The sequence below is a fragment of the Pseudomonas sp. CJQ_9 genome, assembly GCF_043106615.1.
Classification (GTDB): domain Bacteria; phylum Pseudomonadota; class Gammaproteobacteria; order Pseudomonadales; family Pseudomonadaceae; genus Aquipseudomonas; species Aquipseudomonas juntendi.
The window spans coordinates 197660-212428 of sequence record NZ_JBICMS010000072.1 but is presented as its reverse complement, the minus strand read 5'-3'; the positions used below and the strand labels follow the sequence as shown (position 1 = coordinate 212428).

Sequence of the window (14769 nt, the reverse complement as noted above, 5' to 3'; positions counted from 1 at the left end):
GAGCGGCCTTGTGTCGCGATGGGCTGCGTAGCAGCCCCATAGGCTATTTACAAATTGACTAGTTGACAAACTGACAGATTAAAACAGGAGCCTTACCTTATACGCAAAGAGGCTGTTCAGGGCCTTGAGGAGAGCCCATGACAACCGCTACTCAAGAAGCGATTCACCCTGCATTCGCTCGCCTTGAAGCTGCCAAAGCTGCATTGCGGCAGCGCTTCGAAGAGCACCTGGCACGTGCATCGGAGGCGGTAGTGCTGAACGCGGTGGCTCTCGGCGACGAGAAGGCTTTTGCTGCGTTGGCCAAGGTCGATGTCGAAGCGAAGCGCAGTGTTGCAACGCGTAACCAGGAGGCCATCGCCAGGATGAAAGCACGCGCATTCGAGCGTGTCGCCAGCCGTTGCGAGTTACTGGATGCTAAAGCAGTCTGTGAAATACTGGGAATTACCAAGCAAGCGCTGAGCCAGAAGACAAAGGCAGGGAAGCTGCTCGCTTACACCAATACCGGCAATCGCAGAAAATTCTATCCGTCGTTCCAGTTTGCCGAAAACAAGCCGAGGGCAGTTGTCGAGGTACTGATCAGGTCGCTCAATGTGGACCCTGCTGATACCGAAGCCATGAATTTTCTGGTTCAGCACCTGGTCGGCAAGATGGACTACTCCGAATCTGGAGAGCCGAGCAACGAAGTACCACGTTTCGAATTGCTGGATGACAAAGCGGCCTTGGAAGTCATCAGCCGTGACCACCTAAATGCCTTTATTACAGGGCAGTGAAACTTGGTCTTCCGAGCAGTCTGGAACTGTGGGTCTACTCCAGCGCCACACCCAAGCTATCAAGAAACTCTATACCGTTTCTCCATGTGCCAGCACGGCTGCCATCACAGGTTGATGGCTTATCGCTTTGACCTGTTTTGAGCGGCCTTCGAACAGAACGACATTGCACCCTTGCATCGAGCCGGTAACGATTCCAAATCCCGCGCCAGTATCTCCAGCAAAAAGTCATACCGCCCCGAAATGTTGTGGCAGGCGACGATCTCGGGAATTTCCATCAGCCGCTGCTCGAATGCCAGCGCCATGTCCTTGGTATGCGAATCCATCATGATGCTGACGAACGCGGTCACGCCAAACCCCAGCGACTTGGGCGAGAGGTTGGCCTGGTAGCCGGTGATGTGTGTGCCCGCCTCCTGCTCGATCGTTTCTCGCAGGCTCCACCGTATCTGCAGGAGATGCTGGAGAGCTTCCAACCGAGGGTAGCGGGCCGACAACTTAGGTTGTGTACGAGAAGAAAGATCGCAGACAAGGTTTGTTGGTACGCATGGGGAGGTCTATTTGCTTCGAAAAATCAGAATTTTTGGCTTTCTTGTAGGACATTTCCCAAAGATGCTGCTGCCGCCTATTTCCCGTTGTAAGTGCCCTGTTGGGGTACTAGTCTAGGTCTGTCGCTGCATATCAGCGACTCGGCTTTGCCAAGTTGCCATTACTCTTTTGGCGTACTTGGAAACACTTAGACAAGGAGCAAGTCATGAACCAGAAGACCCAGCAGGGTGCGACCGTCCCCAACCATCAAGAAAGCGGAAAAGTACTCTTCAGCAAGGAAGAGTTGCAGGTCTTGAGCGATACCATCAAGAAGTCCAAGACCCGTGTATCCGAAACCAAGGCGGCAAGCTGCGCGTACCACCGTTGAGCTGACCCCGAAAAGGCAAGAAAGTCCTTTCTTGCTTTTTCACCTTTTGGATAGCGAGTATTCAGTTGTCTTCCACGGAGGTGGACATGAGGGCGATCTTTATCGGCCATCAAACGTGGCTTGTGGAATATGGAAGCACCAGGATCCTGATTGATCCGCTGTTATGTGAAGACTTCGGTCTGGTCGATGAGCATCGGATTGAGATCTATCCGCCGCGTACGGTCAATGCCGCCGCATTATCCGATGTAGATTTGATTTTCCTCAGTCACGAACATTCCGATCATTTCGATATCCAGTCGCTGAACCTGTTGCCACGTTCCGCTCGGTTCGTAGTGGGGGCGACCATTGTCGAACCGGTCAAGCAATGTATCCGCGACCTCGGATTCACCCTTACGCAAGTCACCGACACCGAGCCGATGCGCGTCGGCGACTTGAACCTGCGCTTCTACCCCGCGGATCCGAAGACCGCCTTCTGGGAAAGCCGAGTCACTCAGGTGCATATCGAGGAGGCTGAGCAGCCGAGCAGTGGGATCTTCATTGCCGTGGATGCTCTGGTGTCCGAAGTGTTCAAGACCGATATCGTCGAAGGACGACTGGCACCTCCCAAGCTGGTGATCGTTTCGAACAACTCCAGGGTATCGCCTCCGGGAGCCTTTCAGTCCCTGGAAAACTGGGGCAAGAACGCGAGTGACAGCAACCGTAAGGTTGGTCCGCTGGGGATCGGTGTGCTGAGTGCGGTGCTAACTAGCTATATGGACGATTTTCCGGTGCAACCCGAGAACATAGCCCTTTGCGGCGGCGGGTTCATCAAGCGCCTAGGTGGGTTCGCCGCTTTCCCGTTTTCCGACCAGCCGGCATTGAGCCAGTTGGCCAATCGGCTCAGTCTGGACACCAATATTGTCGGCCTGTTGCCAGGCGAAGCCTTTGCCCTGGCCCCTGATCCCAGTCTGCAGGCGGTTATCGACTGGGTCCAGGTGGACAAGGTGCAGCACAACCTGCTGATTGGGGAACTTGACCAGTTCATCGAGGCGCGCAAGACCGTCGAGGTGGTCGCTTCGGTGCGCCCCGACGTGCAGGACGCAGAAGCATATGAAGAGCTGTTGCGCCGCGCGGAAGCCGAGCTGCAGCGCCTGGCGAAAAGCCTGATGTTGTTTATCACCGGGCGCAAGGTGTTGGCGATGTCTCACTACAAAGGGCGCAAGCTCGGGCCGAAAAGAGTTGTTTTCAGTTTTGTCTCGCATGCCCTTGGGCGTCAGGACAGCTATGCGCTGAACCTGATCAGCGGCCAGTTCGAGCCTGAGACGCACAACCAGCTCGAATCGCTGGTGGCGCAGTATCCCTTTGGCGTGTGCCTACCTCTTGTGGACTTCATCGGTATGGTCGAGGGAGACCTGCAGATCTGGGACATCGTGGGCGTTTCGGTCCAGTCCTGGTTCGAGGACGGCATCTTCGACGGCCTGATCCCGTTCTTCTACAGCTACTACGGCGAGAACGGCAGCCCTAAGCTATTGGCGAAAATCATCGGGCGCAGTATGCGGAACCTGAAGGTGTGCCCATGAAGCTGACTATGATCGGTCACGAAAGCTGGTCGCTGCAGGCAGGCAATAGCCATGTATTGATTGACCCGGTGCTGGGGCGTGGCTTCGGTTCCGATGTCAACCGGCAGTTCGAGATAGTCCCTGCGCGCAATGTCGATCTACAGCGCATGCCGACGGTGGATGGGATCGTCTTGACCACCGAGCACCTGCAGCACTTTCACCCGGCCTCTTTGCACCGCCTATCGTCGGACTATGGGCATTTGCTCAAGCGCAAGATGGTCTATGTCCCGGAACTGTTTCCCGGCGCGGCCGAGGCGATTGTCCGTGCTTGTGGTTATGAGGTGCGGCGGGTCGATACTCAGGCCGGGTTCGTCGTTGGCGCGCTGAGCCTGCGCTTCTACATGCCCAGCACCGAGGTACTGTTCTGGGACAGCCGGGTTGCATCGCTGCATGTCGAGCATCAGGGCCGCGAGGCAGTGTTCATCCAGTCCGATACCCGCATCGCCGACGCCTACTTTGCTGATGTCAATAGTGGAGCCGTTGTCTGGCCCCAGGTCATGGTGATGACCAATAATTTCCAGAGCAGCGGGGCTCAAGGGCCGATTGGCCTGGACAACCTGTTACCGGTGCCCGACCAGCGCTACGCGCGGGTGTCTGGCTTGCGCCTGCTGGACGAAATTGTAAACAAGCCGATGCGTCGACTGAATCAGGTGCCGACTCTGATCCTCGCGGGCAATGGCTATCGCGACCCCTTGGGCAAGGTGCATCATCCCTGGTCGAACCTCGAACTGGCGCAGATCTGCAGCGAACTATCGCTATTGCGGACGGTGCACGCCCTCGCCCCGGGCGAAAGCTTTGACGTGGCACCAGCACAGCCTGGCGAACCAGCGGACTGGATCTGCGCATCCGAGGAACAGGCGGGGGATGTCCGGCGAAAGAGCGACGCAGGACGCTCTCGCTCGACACACAGCGGATCAAGGCCCATCTCGATGAAATGGCCAGGACCTGGCTGATTACCCGCTACGGCCAGGTGCTGATGACCCAGTGCAACTACCTGGGGCGCCCTGTTGGTCCGGGCCGGGTGGTGCTGCAATTGACCCGAGACGACGGCATCGACCAACAATGGCTGTTGGACGTATCCAGAGTCGAGTTCGTCGAAGTGCCGGCGGAAGGTGCGGAGGCGATAAAGCGTTATCCCTTCGGCATCCGTGTCGACCATGACGATTTTTGCCAGTTGCTTCTCGGCGAGTTGCAGATATGGGAGCTGCTTAACCTGTCGGCATCACAGTGGTATGTCTGCGATCGCTATGACAGCCCGCTGGCGTTCTGGCTCGAATATTACAACGAGCAAGTGGACTATGAACGCGCCTTGCGCAGTTATGAAATATCCCTGGCGATTGCTCCATGAGCGGGCAAAGAGCCTTTGAACACGTGTATCTGGAGCGCCTCGGCGCCGCTCAGGTACAGCGTCGGCGGCAGGCGCTCGCCGAGCTGTTGGCCGAGCGTTATCAGGTTCTGCGGGTACTCAGCCAGTCGGTGAAGTCCCTGGTCTGCTCCGGCCTGTGCATCGCCTCGGGCGAGCAAGTGGTGATCAAGCGTTATTTCGACGAGGCGGCCTATGCCGCCGAAGTCAGCGGCTATTTGCTGTTCCGCTCGGGGCCGATCGCAGGCATGCGCTATCAGGATGTGCGGCATCAGGTACTGGTGTTGGAATATCTCCAGGGTCGTTTGCCCGGTCCGGCCGACCTGCCTGAGGTAATTGCCGCCTACGCGGCGATGCATGCCACGGCCCTGGGGAATATCCAGCGGGTCATCGGGTACCGCAGTACCCCTGAATTTTTCGACCCCTGCCTGTCGTCCCGCTGCCGTTTCCCTCCGTTCGACCTGCAAGGCATCAGCATCGGCGACTGCAAGCCGGAGCATCTACTCGTTACCGTGGATGGTGTGCGCATCCTTGACCTAGAGACTCATTCCCTGCAGCGCAGCGTGTGGTTCGACATCTTGTCCTTGAGCCGTTTCCTGAGGGCAGGCCCGGCGTTTTCGTGGAATCTGGAGGAATGGGTGGCCCGTTACTGCGCATGCCGGGAAATTCCCGCCCACTATTACGATCTGCAGAAAATCCGAGACTGCCTGCAACGTGTAAAGGCCCTGGAACCTGGTCGGGTGTACTGCGAGGAGGCGCGGCCGTGAAGTGGATGTATTGTTTTACTCCGGCATTGCGCTACCGGACGACCGCTCGCTCCGAGGGACGAGCCCTCGCCAATGGTTTTTTCGGACTGGCCTTGAGCTTGGCGCCCTGGGCGGTCGGCGCTTATGTACTGGTGTCGTTGTTGCAATACAGCGTACCGCTGCTTTTTATCTACAAGCTGAGCACCCTGGTGGCGGTCCAAGGAGGTGCCAATGTCTTGCCCGCAGACACCGCGCTCCTGGCGTTCTTGGCCATCAGCGGGTTCTTGCTGGTGGTGAGCGAGCTCAACCTTGAACGCTACATATCCTTGAAGTTATGCCGCGAGTTCGAGCGCCTTCTGGCGCGCAAGATGCAGCCCCGGGTAGAGGTGTCGGTGCTTGAACGGTTGGTTTCGCGGGATTTCAGCGTCATTCTCGATGGCTTCGGTGCTAGCGTTAACCTGTTGGCTATTCCCGTTTTCCTGCTGTTTTCACTCCTGCTGACGTTGCTGGTCTACGGCGCGGCAGGGTTTTGGGCAGTTGCGGTAACCGGTGTGTTCCTGCCGCTTTCCTATCTGTTGTCCAGGCTCTCGGACCACAACTACCAGCGGATCATGGATATGGCGGCGCAGCGGATCGAACAGTGTTCGGCATGGTTGCGCAAAGGGCCGTGGCTCAAGCAGTTCGCTGACCAGACTGCCTTACAGGGCATCGAGCGGACACTGGCGGGCGAATGCTCCCTGCGCAACCTGGATACGTTGTTACGCGGGGCCGACAGCTACATCATCGGTTTCGGCCGCTTGATACCCTTTGTCATGGTGGGGCTGCTGGGCACCTCGGAATCGGCCATGGTCTGGGATGGGGCGATTTTCTGGATGAGCATTCCGTTGCTGGCAGCAGTGCTCGCGTTGCCACGCTCCTATGTGAGTTACAAGGCCGTCGTCCGCTCCCTGGAAGCGCTCAATGGCCTGTATCAGAATTCCTCCAGGCATCAAATATTGCGACCCACCGCCGCCAACCAAGCGCGCGGCGTGATCGAGTTCGATGCCACCTGGCCGATCTGGCCTGCGGCGCTGATCGAACTGATTCCTGGCCCGCTGGAGAGCCAGCGCGAGGACCTGCACGCGTTGCTGAGCGCTTTCCGGCTGGTACCCGAGCTGGGGCAAGATCCAAGGCAGGTCCTGCAACTGCCCATCGAGCTGGACGGGAGCAACCTCTCTGCCGGGCAGCGGCTTCGCTTGCAACTGCTGCGCGGGGTGTTTCTCGCCCATGCCCAGGACGGGACGCTGAGTATCGACCATGACTTCTCGGCGTTGGACGCCGCGGCCGCGCTGGCAGTGAAAGACGCCTTGGAGCGTCTATCCTGGGTCAGCTTCAGCCCCTCGGCTGCAAGAGCGATAGCGCAGCGCGAGGGCTTGGCGGAGGTCGGTGAGCGGACGGCTTCGACGGTGTCGGCCTGTGACCCGGCGCTGGATCGCTACAGTCTCGGCGATCTGTTCAAGTATTGTTGCTGGGGTGTGCTGATGTTGTTGGTCCCGGCGCTGATGATGACTTATGCGGCCAACCTGACGCTGCCAGAGGCAGGTTTCTCGCCCTGGCAGGTGCTGTTGTACGCCGTGCTTGGCGTAAGCGCAGGAAGCGCTGCTGGGCTGTTTATCGAGAGTCTGTTGCGCAGCCGCTTTTCCCGCTTGTTCACCGGTGGCCTGCGAGACATCAGGGTTACCGGCCTGGCCGATGCGCTGCAGGTGGTTTCTCGAGATGTCACCACGACATTCGAACGCATCGCCTGGTATGCCCACGACATTGCCTGGATCATCGCGCTGTTGCTGTGCAATGGGGTGGCCTTGTGGTTGGGGTTCGGCCTATTCGGCATCGCCGTGGCGCTGCTGTTCAGCGGCCTGTTGGCGGTGTTGTACCGGCTTTCGATTAGCGAGCTCTATCGGACCCGAGTGGAGAGCGTCAAGGGATTCGACTCCCTGCTGCGCTCGGCCCATGTGGCGTTTTCTGTTTCCCAGGCCAGTGCTGTGGGTTTCGAACGTCTGGGCGATTGGTTGGCGCTCACGCAGCGGGGTGCGATAGCCGAGGGGCTGAAGCATTTCTACACCACCCGCATGCGCAGTGTGATCACCCGCACCGTCATGGCGGCTAGTTGCACCCTGCTCAGCGACTTGGTGATTGTCCTGGTGGTCCTGATGGGCAGCCTCTACCGAACTATCGATTCGGCTTTTGTGCTCGCGGTCACGGCCTTGCTGCTGGTGCGTTCCGACCTGGCCAATGTATTTCTGGCCATCACGGGTTTCAAATCGCAGTCGGTATCGGTGGCGCGCCTGCAACATTTTGCCCGGCCCAAAAGCTCGGTCGCCGTGGCAATCAGCGGGCAGAGCCTGAGCATTGCGCCCTTTGTTGCTCAACGTGCCTATCGTGCCCTGAGCCTGGAACGGGGCCGGTTGTATTCGTTATCGGGGCTCTCCGGCTCCGGCAAGAGCGAGTACCTCAAGGGCGTGGCCGGTATCACCGACGTGGTCATTGAAGAAGCGGGCGCGGAGCAGGCCTTGATATCAACCCGCTATTACCTGGACAGCAATGTCCTGGCGCTGCTCGGCGGTAAACCCGACGCAAGCAACTGGCTGGATACCTGGCTGAGCGCGTTGCCGGAGGACCACCACCATTTGTTGTTACTGGATGAGCCGTTCAGCGCTTTGCGCACCGAGCAATTGGTCGAGCGTGTGCAAGCGTTACACCGGTACGCCGAGAGTAGCGGCAACACTCTGGTGCTGGTGGATCATCGTTGCCGACTGGAACATGACATTGAGCTCGGCGAGCTGGCAATCGGTGATTGCTCGATGCAAGGAAATACTCATGGATGAGCCGATTCTATATCTGGGCGACCGGGGGTTTCTCAAACGCTACGGGAGTGCCTATTCGGCGCAACAGGTCGAGGGGATCGCGCGCAGAGTCCTGGCCAGTACCGGCCTGGGCCTGGCCAGCGGCGACTGGCCTACGGCCAAGGCCGTCAGCAATGCCTTGGCTGGTGGCCAACGAGCGCGGCATATCTATCATTCACGGTTTCTGATGCGGGTGACCGAGCAGGCAACGGGCCAGGGCGTCAGTGTTCGTCAGGTCCAGGCCAACCCTGTCTACTACTACAGCGCTCCTGGCTACATCTTCGCCGCCGATGTGCAACAGATAGCCGAAGACCTCGATATCATCCGTTGCTGCCAGCCCGGCCTGGTAACACTGGGAGGCGACTGGCTGGACATTCTGCTCGCGCAACAGCAATACATCTTGCTCGACGCGATCCTGCAGCAGATGGAGGCGGTCATTCCGGCGGCCTCGCGGATTCTCCTGGGGTTCCACCCCAGCGCCAGCTTCCTGCAGGTGTTGAGAGAACGATCGTTTGCCGGCGCTGCGGTGCCGGTCAACCTGCTGAGCATGCAATGCGCGAGCTATGCCGGCTACTTGCGCCAGATCAAGGCCCGCTCCCGCCTGTACGCTGTGCATTGCCTGGCGGGCGGCGATATTCCCCTGGAGCCTGCGCTGGACTACGCCTTTCATCATCGGCAGGTCGACGCTTGTATCGTCGGCGCTACCCGTACGCGGCATATCGAGGCATTGATGGCTTGCGAGGCTGTCTTCAGGAGTTCGACGAGATGAACGTAATTCTCATGCGTCGCGCGCGGCAGTTCGACGAGGCGTTATTACAAAATCACCTGCAGACGCTGCAGCGCGCACATGGCGACCTGCTAGTGCTGTCCGGCCGATCGGCCTGCTATGCCCCAGTCCTGGCGCTGGCTGGCAGCCTGGAGATTCAGACCCTGGTCTTCGAGCACGAGTTATATGATCCGCAGCAGGTCCATGGGGCCTGCAAGATGGATTGGTTGTTCGATCCCTATGCTGGTCGCTATGGCAGCCAGAGCCTCAACACTCTCTATCATGCGTTTGCCATCGAACTGGAAGCGATTCTCCGCCGGCATAGCGAAAGAACCCTGGTGATCTATCTCGACCAGTTGCTTCTGGAAATCGTTTATGCCGTGCTTGCCAGTTTGCCCCTGCAGACGCTGCAGGGCTTTTCGCTGTACCTAGCGATCCTCGCCAGGGTTCCGTTCAAGGGCGGGTTCCAGACCCTGCTGCTGAAATCGAATGTAACGCCGGCGCAAGCATTCGTCGGTAGGCCCGAATTGAAACTGGTGAGGTGACGCCCCAGCCCTGTTGGCGGTATCTCCAAACCTACCCTGAGTGAAGAGAAAAGGAGTGCTCATGGACCCGCAACGCAAGGACTATCTGGCGGCAGAGGTGATTTACACCGGCGATTCGCTGCGCATTGGCGACGAGTTCGTCATGCACGAATGGGAGAGGCCACTGATCGGCAGGATGGTCGAGGACCTCAAGCTCACGCCTGATGACCGGCTACTGGAAATCGGCTTCGGCATGGGTATCTCGGCCAGCATGCTGCAGGAGTTCGGCCCGGCGTCCCATACCATTGTCGAGCCCCACCCACAGGTGCTGGTCCAGGCTGAGCGCTGGAAGGGCGCGCGTGCGAACATTCAGTTGCACCCCGGCTACTGGCAGCAGCTTGACACCCGAAGCCAGCGTTATTCGGCGATCTTCTTCGATCCGTTCGCTGATGACATGGAGGCGGTTGACGACGAGAACCTCAGGTTCCTCAAGTTCGCCGCGCAGTCGCTGCTCGGCGATAACGGGCGCCTAGCCCTATTCTGCATCCGGTCCTTGCTGCCTCCGGAATATCAGCGCGTGATGTTCGAACACTATCGCCGCGTGGAAATCAGCTCGGTGCAGGTTGTCCCCAGGGATACCGCCAACCCGACGGCGGACTTTGACGGACGAATGATTTCAGTCGTGTTGCACAAATAAGAAAAGCCTCGAGTCCACCACCCGGACCTGATCGCCGGACGTGCTTGGCTCGGCGTAAAAAAATTCATCAGTAACGATAACGGTGATAGCGATGAACACCCTTATAGCGCGTCTTAGCTTAGTTGGCTTCCTGTGTTTTTTTGGCAGCCATACATGGGCTCAAACTCAGACCCCGAAATCCCTGACCCCGGCTGCGACCTCCACCAGCAAGGCGATGACCATCGTTTTCGAACCACCCAAAGGCCAGGAAGAGGCGTTCCTGAATACCTTCGTCACCTCCCAGGCTGCATACATGCAAACTTATGCTGGCAAGTCGAAGGAGGAGGTCAAGGTGATCAACCTGATCCCCACCGAACTGGGCGAGCCGCTGATTCACCTGATGATCTACAGCGACCCTGCGACGTTCGAGCGGGCCAAGCAGATATTTGCTTCGCGCGAGGCCATGAGCGCCTACATCGACGGCCATGTGAAAGCCTACGGTGGTTACCACATTCCCAAGGAGTACTTGCGTCACACCAAGGTTTACATGAACAACGTACTCACTGAGTGATCGATGGGAGGACTCGGCTGCCACGGCCGACACAAGGCACAGAGGGAGTCCAGACTATGCGCGTGGTTATCGGATCGTTGTTGATCGGTCTGGTATTTTCGGCTCCCAGTCTGCAAGGCAGCAGTCGTGGCGAGCCGGTCATGTTGACCAACGGTTGTATCAATTGCCACGGTTTCGAGGGGCTACGCACGCCGGGGGCGATTCCTTCTCTGGCCGGCCAGTCCGAGGCCTATCTGTACAAGACCCTCGTAGCCTATCGTGACGGCACCCTCAAAGGCACCATCATGAACCGGGCGATGGAAGGGTACGACGACCAGACGCTCAGGCAGTTCGCCGAATATTACAGCCGCCTGCCGAAAGGTTCTCTGGGGGAGGTCGTGCCTCAAGAACACGAACAAGGTGAGCGGCTTTACGCGCAACACTGTTCCAGTTGCCATGAAAAGCAGTCGGATACGCCGTATTTGAAAGGACAGAATGCGCTGTATATGCAAGGAGTGCTTAAGGATATGGCCACAGGCCAACGAACGATGCCTGAAGAAATGGCCAGTGCGATGTCTGTTCTCAATGACGAGGAGTTGCAGCAGCTTCTGGGCTACCTGCAAGGTTGCATACAGGAGGTTCTATGTCGATAAGCCCACAACGTAGACGGCTGCTCAAGTGGCTGGCCACCGGTATTGGCGCTTCCTCTATTCAGGCCCTGGCCAGACCGACGGTGCCCCTGGCGGCCCGCTCTTATGCCGTGGTGGTGATCGGCGGTGGTTTTGCCGGCGCGACTTTCGCTCGTACTCTCAGGCGCCTGGATTCCAATGTCGGCATCACTCTAGTCGAGCCCTGCCGGCAATATCACTGCTGCCCGCTGGGCGTCGAGTACTTGGTGGGCAAGCGGGATGAAGAAACACTGATCTTTGGTTACGAGCAATTACGCGCCGAGGGCATCGAGGTGATCCATCACAAGGCGCACTCGATCAATGCCAAACGCAAGCAGGTCAGGCTTGCCGACGGTTCGGTGCTCGGCTACGACCGGTGCGTAGTGGCAACGGGCATTGGGTATAAGTACGACAGCATCGCTGGTTACAGCGAGGCGGTGGCCAGCCGTGTGCCTCATGCCTGGGGCGGCGGCGAGCAACTGCGTCTGCTTCGGCAGCAACTGGAGGCCATGCCCAACGGTGGCAATGTGCTGATTTCGGTACCCGTGGACGATTACCGCTGCCCGCCCGGGCCGTATGAACGGGCCAGCCTGATTGCCGACTATCTCAAGACCCACAAGCCCGATTCGCGGGTGATCGTCTTGGACGCCAAGCCGCGGTTCGCCAAGCAGGCACAATTCGAGCAAGCCTGGAAGCGTTTCTATGGCTATGGTAGCGAGCAGGCCAACATCCAGTGGATCGGTGCCTTGCAGGGAGGGACCGTGCAAGGCCTCGATGAGGCTAGGGGGCAGTTGCTGACCGAGGGTGGGCCGGTCAGCGGCCAGGTGATCAACATAATCGCGCCCCAGCAGGCTGATGATTTTTCTCGGCACAACGGCCTGGCCGCCGAACATGGCTGGTGTCCGGTCAACACCCAGACCCTGGAGTCCCTGCTAGTACCGAATGTGCATGTGATCGGCGACGCGGCCTACGCCGAGAAACTGCCCAAGTCGGCCTTCGCCGCGACCTGCCAGGCCAGGGTCTGTGCCTTGGCCATCCATAGCCAGATCCACGGCCTGGCGCTGCTCAAACCGCAGTACATGAATGTCTGCTACAGCTTGTGTGGCGACAACTACGGTATTTCGGTGCTGCTGCACTACCAGCATGACGCTACCAACAATGTCATCGAGATCGAGAGCTTGCTGGTGACGCCCTTGGACGCCAACGACGAGGATTACCGTCGTGAAGCGCTGTTGGCCTACAGCATGTTCGAAACTCTGGTCAAAGAAGCATTTGGCTAAGCCGGCAAACGCCAGGAGGGCGGCATTCTATCGAGATTTTTAACGTAGGGGAAAATGCTGAGAAAGCCTTTCAGACGCCGAAAGAGGCTTTCTACCTCATTTAGGCGCTTGTAGATTTCCCGGTCATACCCCCCAGGGATCACCGGCCTATCAATCAGTAGGACCGTTCCCACCGCTCGGAAAGATCTGTCTCAGATGTGTTTTTCCGACACCGGTATCACCCGTCGTTCCTTCACCGCCTTGTACGAAAAACTCGAATAGATCTCCTTCACCCCCGGCAACCGCTGCAGCACTTCCCGCGTGAATTCCCCAAACGATTCCAAATCCCGCGCCAGTATCTCCAGCAAAAAGTCATACCGCCCCGAAATGTTGTGGCAGGCGACGATCTCGGGAATTTCCATCAGCCGCTGCTCGAATGCCAGCGCCATGTCCTTGGTATGCGAATCCATCATGATGCTGACGAACGCGGTCACGCCAAACCCCAGCGACTTGGGCGAGAGGATGGCTTGGTAGCCGGTGATATAGCCGTTGTCTTCCAGCAATTTCACCCGTCGCCAGCAGGGCGAGGTGGTCAGTGCCACCTGGTCGGCGAGTTCGGCGACGGTGAGGCGGGCGTTGTCCTGCAGGGCGGCGAGCAGGGCGCGGTCGGTGCGGTCGAGGCTCGAAGGCATGTTTTGCCCTCCTGGTCCGGTAATTATTGTTTTTGTTTCAATCAGTGCCCAGATGCGTGGGCTACTTTGGAAAAAATCGGGCAGCTCGGTGGCATAAACTTATAACAAACCACCAGAGGCTGTTGCCATGCGCGACTCCCATAACAACACCGGTTTTTCCACGCGGGCCATTCATCATGGCTACGATCCGCTTTCCCACGGCGGCGCCCTGGTGCCGCCGGTGTACCAGACCGCTACCTATGCCTTCCCCAGCGTCGAGTATGGCGCTGCGTGCTTCGCCGGGGAGGAGCCGGGGCATTTCTACAGCCGCATCTCCAACCCCACTTTGGCCTTGCTCGAACAGCGCATGGCCTCGCTGGAAGGTGGCGAGGCGGGGCTGGCCCTGGCGTCGGGGATGGGGGCCATTACCTCGTCGATCTGGACCCTGCTGCGGCCCGGTGACGAGCTGATCGTCGGGCGTACCTTGTATGGCTGTACCTTTGCTTTCCTTCATCACGGCATTGGCGAATTCGGGGTGAGGGTCCGTCACGTCGACTTCAATGACATCAAGGCCCTGAAGGCGGCTATCACCAGCAAAACACGCATGATCTACTTTGAAACGCCTGCCAACCCCAACATGCAACTGGTGGATATCGCGGCGGTCGCCGAGGTGGCGCGCGGGCATGACTTGCATATCGTGGTCGACAATACCTATTGCACGCCCTACCTGCAGCGGCCACTGGCGTTGGGGGCGGACCTGGTGGTGCATTCAGCGACCAAGTATCTCAGTGGCCATGGTGATATCACCGCGGGGTTGGTGGTGGGGCGCAAGGCGCTGGTCGACCGTATCCGTCTGGAAGGGCTGAAAGACATGACCGGGGCGGTGCTGTCCCCGCATGACGCGGCTTTACTGATGCGCGGGATCAAGACCCTTGCACTGCGCATGGACCGCCACTGCGCCAATGCGCTGGAGGTGGCGCAGTTCCTGGCTCGGCAGCCTCAGGTCGAGCTCATTCACTACCCGGGCTTGCCATCGTGCGCCCAATACGAGCTGGCGCAGCGGCAGATGCGTTTGCCGGGCGGGATGATTGCTTTTGAGCTCAAGGGTGGAATCGAGGCCGGGCGCAGGTTCATGAACGCACTGCAGCTGTTTGCCCGGGCGGTGAGCCTGGGGGATGCCGAGTCGTTGGCGCAGCACCCCGCGAGCATGACCCATTCCAGCTATACGCCAGAGGAGCGGGCGCATCACGGGATCTCGGAGGGGTTGGTGCGCTTGTCTGTGGGGTTGGAGGATGTGGAAGACCTGCTGGCGGATGTCGAGCAGGCATTGCAGGCTTGCAGCTAGGTTGCTTGGGCCGGCCGTTCCATAGAACAGTACATAACTTA

General features: G+C 58.8%; 16 protein-coding genes. 14 read left to right on the top strand and 2 right to left on the bottom strand.

Features of this window, described 5'->3' with window-relative positions; genetic code table 11:
- The first annotated feature begins 137 nt into the window (after positions 1–137).
- Positions 138–770 carry a hypothetical protein gene (locus ACF8SD_RS14295; protein WP_392483588.1) on the top strand — a complete coding sequence of 211 codons (633 nt, stop codon included), beginning with the start codon at positions 138–140 and terminating at the stop codon, positions 768–770.
- Positions 771–889: 119 nt separating this feature from the next.
- Here ACF8SD_RS14295 and ACF8SD_RS14290 read toward each other — a convergent pair whose 3' ends face one another.
- Positions 890–1261 carry an Lrp/AsnC family transcriptional regulator gene (locus ACF8SD_RS14290; RefSeq protein ID WP_392483587.1) on the bottom strand — a complete coding sequence of 124 codons (372 nt, stop codon included), beginning with the start codon at positions 1259–1261 and terminating at the stop codon, positions 890–892.
- A 257-nt stretch (positions 1262–1518) separates the two neighbouring features.
- Here ACF8SD_RS14290 and ACF8SD_RS14285 point away from each other — a divergent pair, with 257 nt between their 5' ends.
- The 12 genes from ACF8SD_RS14285 (at position 1519) to ACF8SD_RS14230 (ending at position 12733) form a co-directional block, all read left to right on the top strand.
- Complete coding sequence (locus ACF8SD_RS14285) at positions 1519–1680, top strand: hypothetical protein (protein ID WP_392483586.1); 162 nt, start codon at positions 1519–1521, stop codon at positions 1678–1680.
- Between the two features lie 86 nt (positions 1681–1766).
- Complete coding sequence (locus ACF8SD_RS14280; protein WP_392483585.1) at positions 1767–3239, top strand: MBL fold metallo-hydrolase; 1473 nt, start codon at positions 1767–1769, stop codon at positions 3237–3239.
- Entirely contained in the window at positions 3236–4231 is a 996-nt protein-coding gene (locus ACF8SD_RS14275; protein ID WP_392483584.1) for an MBL fold metallo-hydrolase, read from the top strand. The genes ACF8SD_RS14280 and ACF8SD_RS14275 overlap by 4 nt, the downstream gene beginning before the upstream one ends.
- Positions 4213–4626, top strand: a complete 414-nt coding sequence (locus tag ACF8SD_RS14270) for a hypothetical protein (RefSeq protein ID WP_392483582.1) — start codon at positions 4213–4215, stop codon at positions 4624–4626. The genes ACF8SD_RS14275 and ACF8SD_RS14270 overlap by 19 nt, the downstream gene beginning before the upstream one ends.
- A 23-nt stretch (positions 4627–4649) precedes the next feature.
- Positions 4650–5408: a hypothetical protein gene (locus tag ACF8SD_RS14265; RefSeq protein ID WP_392483581.1), complete on the top strand. Its 759-nt coding sequence runs from the start codon at positions 4650–4652 to the stop codon at positions 5406–5408.
- Positions 5405–8251: a hypothetical protein gene (locus ACF8SD_RS14260; protein WP_392483580.1), complete on the top strand. Its 2847-nt coding sequence runs from the start codon at positions 5405–5407 to the stop codon at positions 8249–8251. The genes ACF8SD_RS14265 and ACF8SD_RS14260 overlap by 4 nt, the downstream gene beginning before the upstream one ends.
- Positions 8244–9038, top strand: coding sequence for a hypothetical protein (locus ACF8SD_RS14255; protein WP_392483579.1), 795 nt, complete (start codon positions 8244–8246; stop codon positions 9036–9038). The genes ACF8SD_RS14260 and ACF8SD_RS14255 overlap by 8 nt, the downstream gene beginning before the upstream one ends.
- Entirely contained in the window at positions 9035–9580 is a 546-nt protein-coding gene (locus ACF8SD_RS14250) for a hypothetical protein (RefSeq protein WP_392483578.1), read from the top strand. Before ACF8SD_RS14255 ends, ACF8SD_RS14250 begins: the two co-directional genes overlap by 4 nt.
- Before the next feature lie 61 nt (positions 9581–9641).
- The gene (locus ACF8SD_RS14245; protein ID WP_392483576.1) at positions 9642–10256 is read left to right on the top strand and encodes a hypothetical protein; all 615 of its coding nucleotides are present in this window, start codon (positions 9642–9644) and stop codon (positions 10254–10256) included.
- Between the two features lie 214 nt (positions 10257–10470).
- Positions 10471–10806, top strand: a complete 336-nt coding sequence (locus ACF8SD_RS14240; protein ID WP_392483575.1) for a hypothetical protein — start codon at positions 10471–10473, stop codon at positions 10804–10806.
- Between the two features lie 56 nt (positions 10807–10862).
- Positions 10863–11438: a c-type cytochrome gene (locus ACF8SD_RS14235; RefSeq protein WP_392483574.1), complete on the top strand. Its 576-nt coding sequence runs from the start codon at positions 10863–10865 to the stop codon at positions 11436–11438.
- Positions 11429–12733, top strand: coding sequence for an FAD-dependent oxidoreductase (locus tag ACF8SD_RS14230; RefSeq protein WP_392483573.1), 1305 nt, complete (start codon positions 11429–11431; stop codon positions 12731–12733). The genes ACF8SD_RS14235 and ACF8SD_RS14230 overlap by 10 nt, the downstream gene beginning before the upstream one ends.
- A 191-nt stretch (positions 12734–12924) precedes the next feature.
- On the opposite strand, the gene ACF8SD_RS14225 is transcribed toward ACF8SD_RS14230, so the two are convergent.
- Entirely contained in the window at positions 12925–13404 is a 480-nt protein-coding gene (locus tag ACF8SD_RS14225) for an Lrp/AsnC family transcriptional regulator (protein WP_016498026.1), read from the bottom strand.
- 127 nt (positions 13405–13531) lie between these two features.
- Here ACF8SD_RS14225 and ACF8SD_RS14220 point away from each other — a divergent pair, with 127 nt between their 5' ends.
- Complete coding sequence (locus ACF8SD_RS14220) at positions 13532–14728, top strand: methionine gamma-lyase (RefSeq protein WP_392483572.1); 1197 nt, start codon at positions 13532–13534, stop codon at positions 14726–14728.
- The last annotated feature ends 41 nt before the right edge of the window (positions 14729–14769 follow it).

What these genes read in the sequence shown, in the direction of transcription:
- ACF8SD_RS14295 (WP_392483588.1), top strand. Translation starts at nt 138, where the DNA reads ATGACAACCGCTACTCAAGAAGCGATTCACCCTGCATTCGCTCGCCTT.
- ACF8SD_RS14285 (WP_392483586.1), top strand. Translation starts at nt 1,519, where the DNA reads ATGAACCAGAAGACCCAGCAGGGTGCGACCGTCCCCAACCATCAAGAA.
- ACF8SD_RS14280 (WP_392483585.1), top strand. Translation starts at nt 1,767, where the DNA reads ATGAGGGCGATCTTTATCGGCCATCAAACGTGGCTTGTGGAATATGGA.
- ACF8SD_RS14275 (WP_392483584.1), top strand. Translation starts at nt 3,236, where the DNA reads ATGAAGCTGACTATGATCGGTCACGAAAGCTGGTCGCTGCAGGCAGGC.
- ACF8SD_RS14270 (WP_392483582.1), top strand. Translation starts at nt 4,213, where the DNA reads ATGGCCAGGACCTGGCTGATTACCCGCTACGGCCAGGTGCTGATGACC.
- ACF8SD_RS14255 (WP_392483579.1), top strand. Translation starts at nt 8,244, where the DNA reads ATGGATGAGCCGATTCTATATCTGGGCGACCGGGGGTTTCTCAAACGC.
- ACF8SD_RS14250 (WP_392483578.1), top strand. Translation starts at nt 9,035, where the DNA reads ATGAACGTAATTCTCATGCGTCGCGCGCGGCAGTTCGACGAGGCGTTA.
- ACF8SD_RS14245 (WP_392483576.1), top strand. Translation starts at nt 9,642, where the DNA reads ATGGACCCGCAACGCAAGGACTATCTGGCGGCAGAGGTGATTTACACC.
- ACF8SD_RS14240 (WP_392483575.1), top strand. Translation starts at nt 10,471, where the DNA reads ATGACCATCGTTTTCGAACCACCCAAAGGCCAGGAAGAGGCGTTCCTG.
- ACF8SD_RS14235 (WP_392483574.1), top strand. Translation starts at nt 10,863, where the DNA reads ATGCGCGTGGTTATCGGATCGTTGTTGATCGGTCTGGTATTTTCGGCT.
- ACF8SD_RS14230 (WP_392483573.1), top strand. Translation starts at nt 11,429, where the DNA reads ATGTCGATAAGCCCACAACGTAGACGGCTGCTCAAGTGGCTGGCCACC.
- ACF8SD_RS14225 (WP_016498026.1), bottom strand. Translation starts at nt 13,404, where the DNA reads ATGCCTTCGAGCCTCGACCGCACCGACCGCGCCCTGCTCGCCGCCCTG.
- ACF8SD_RS14220 (WP_392483572.1), top strand. Translation starts at nt 13,532, where the DNA reads ATGCGCGACTCCCATAACAACACCGGTTTTTCCACGCGGGCCATTCAT.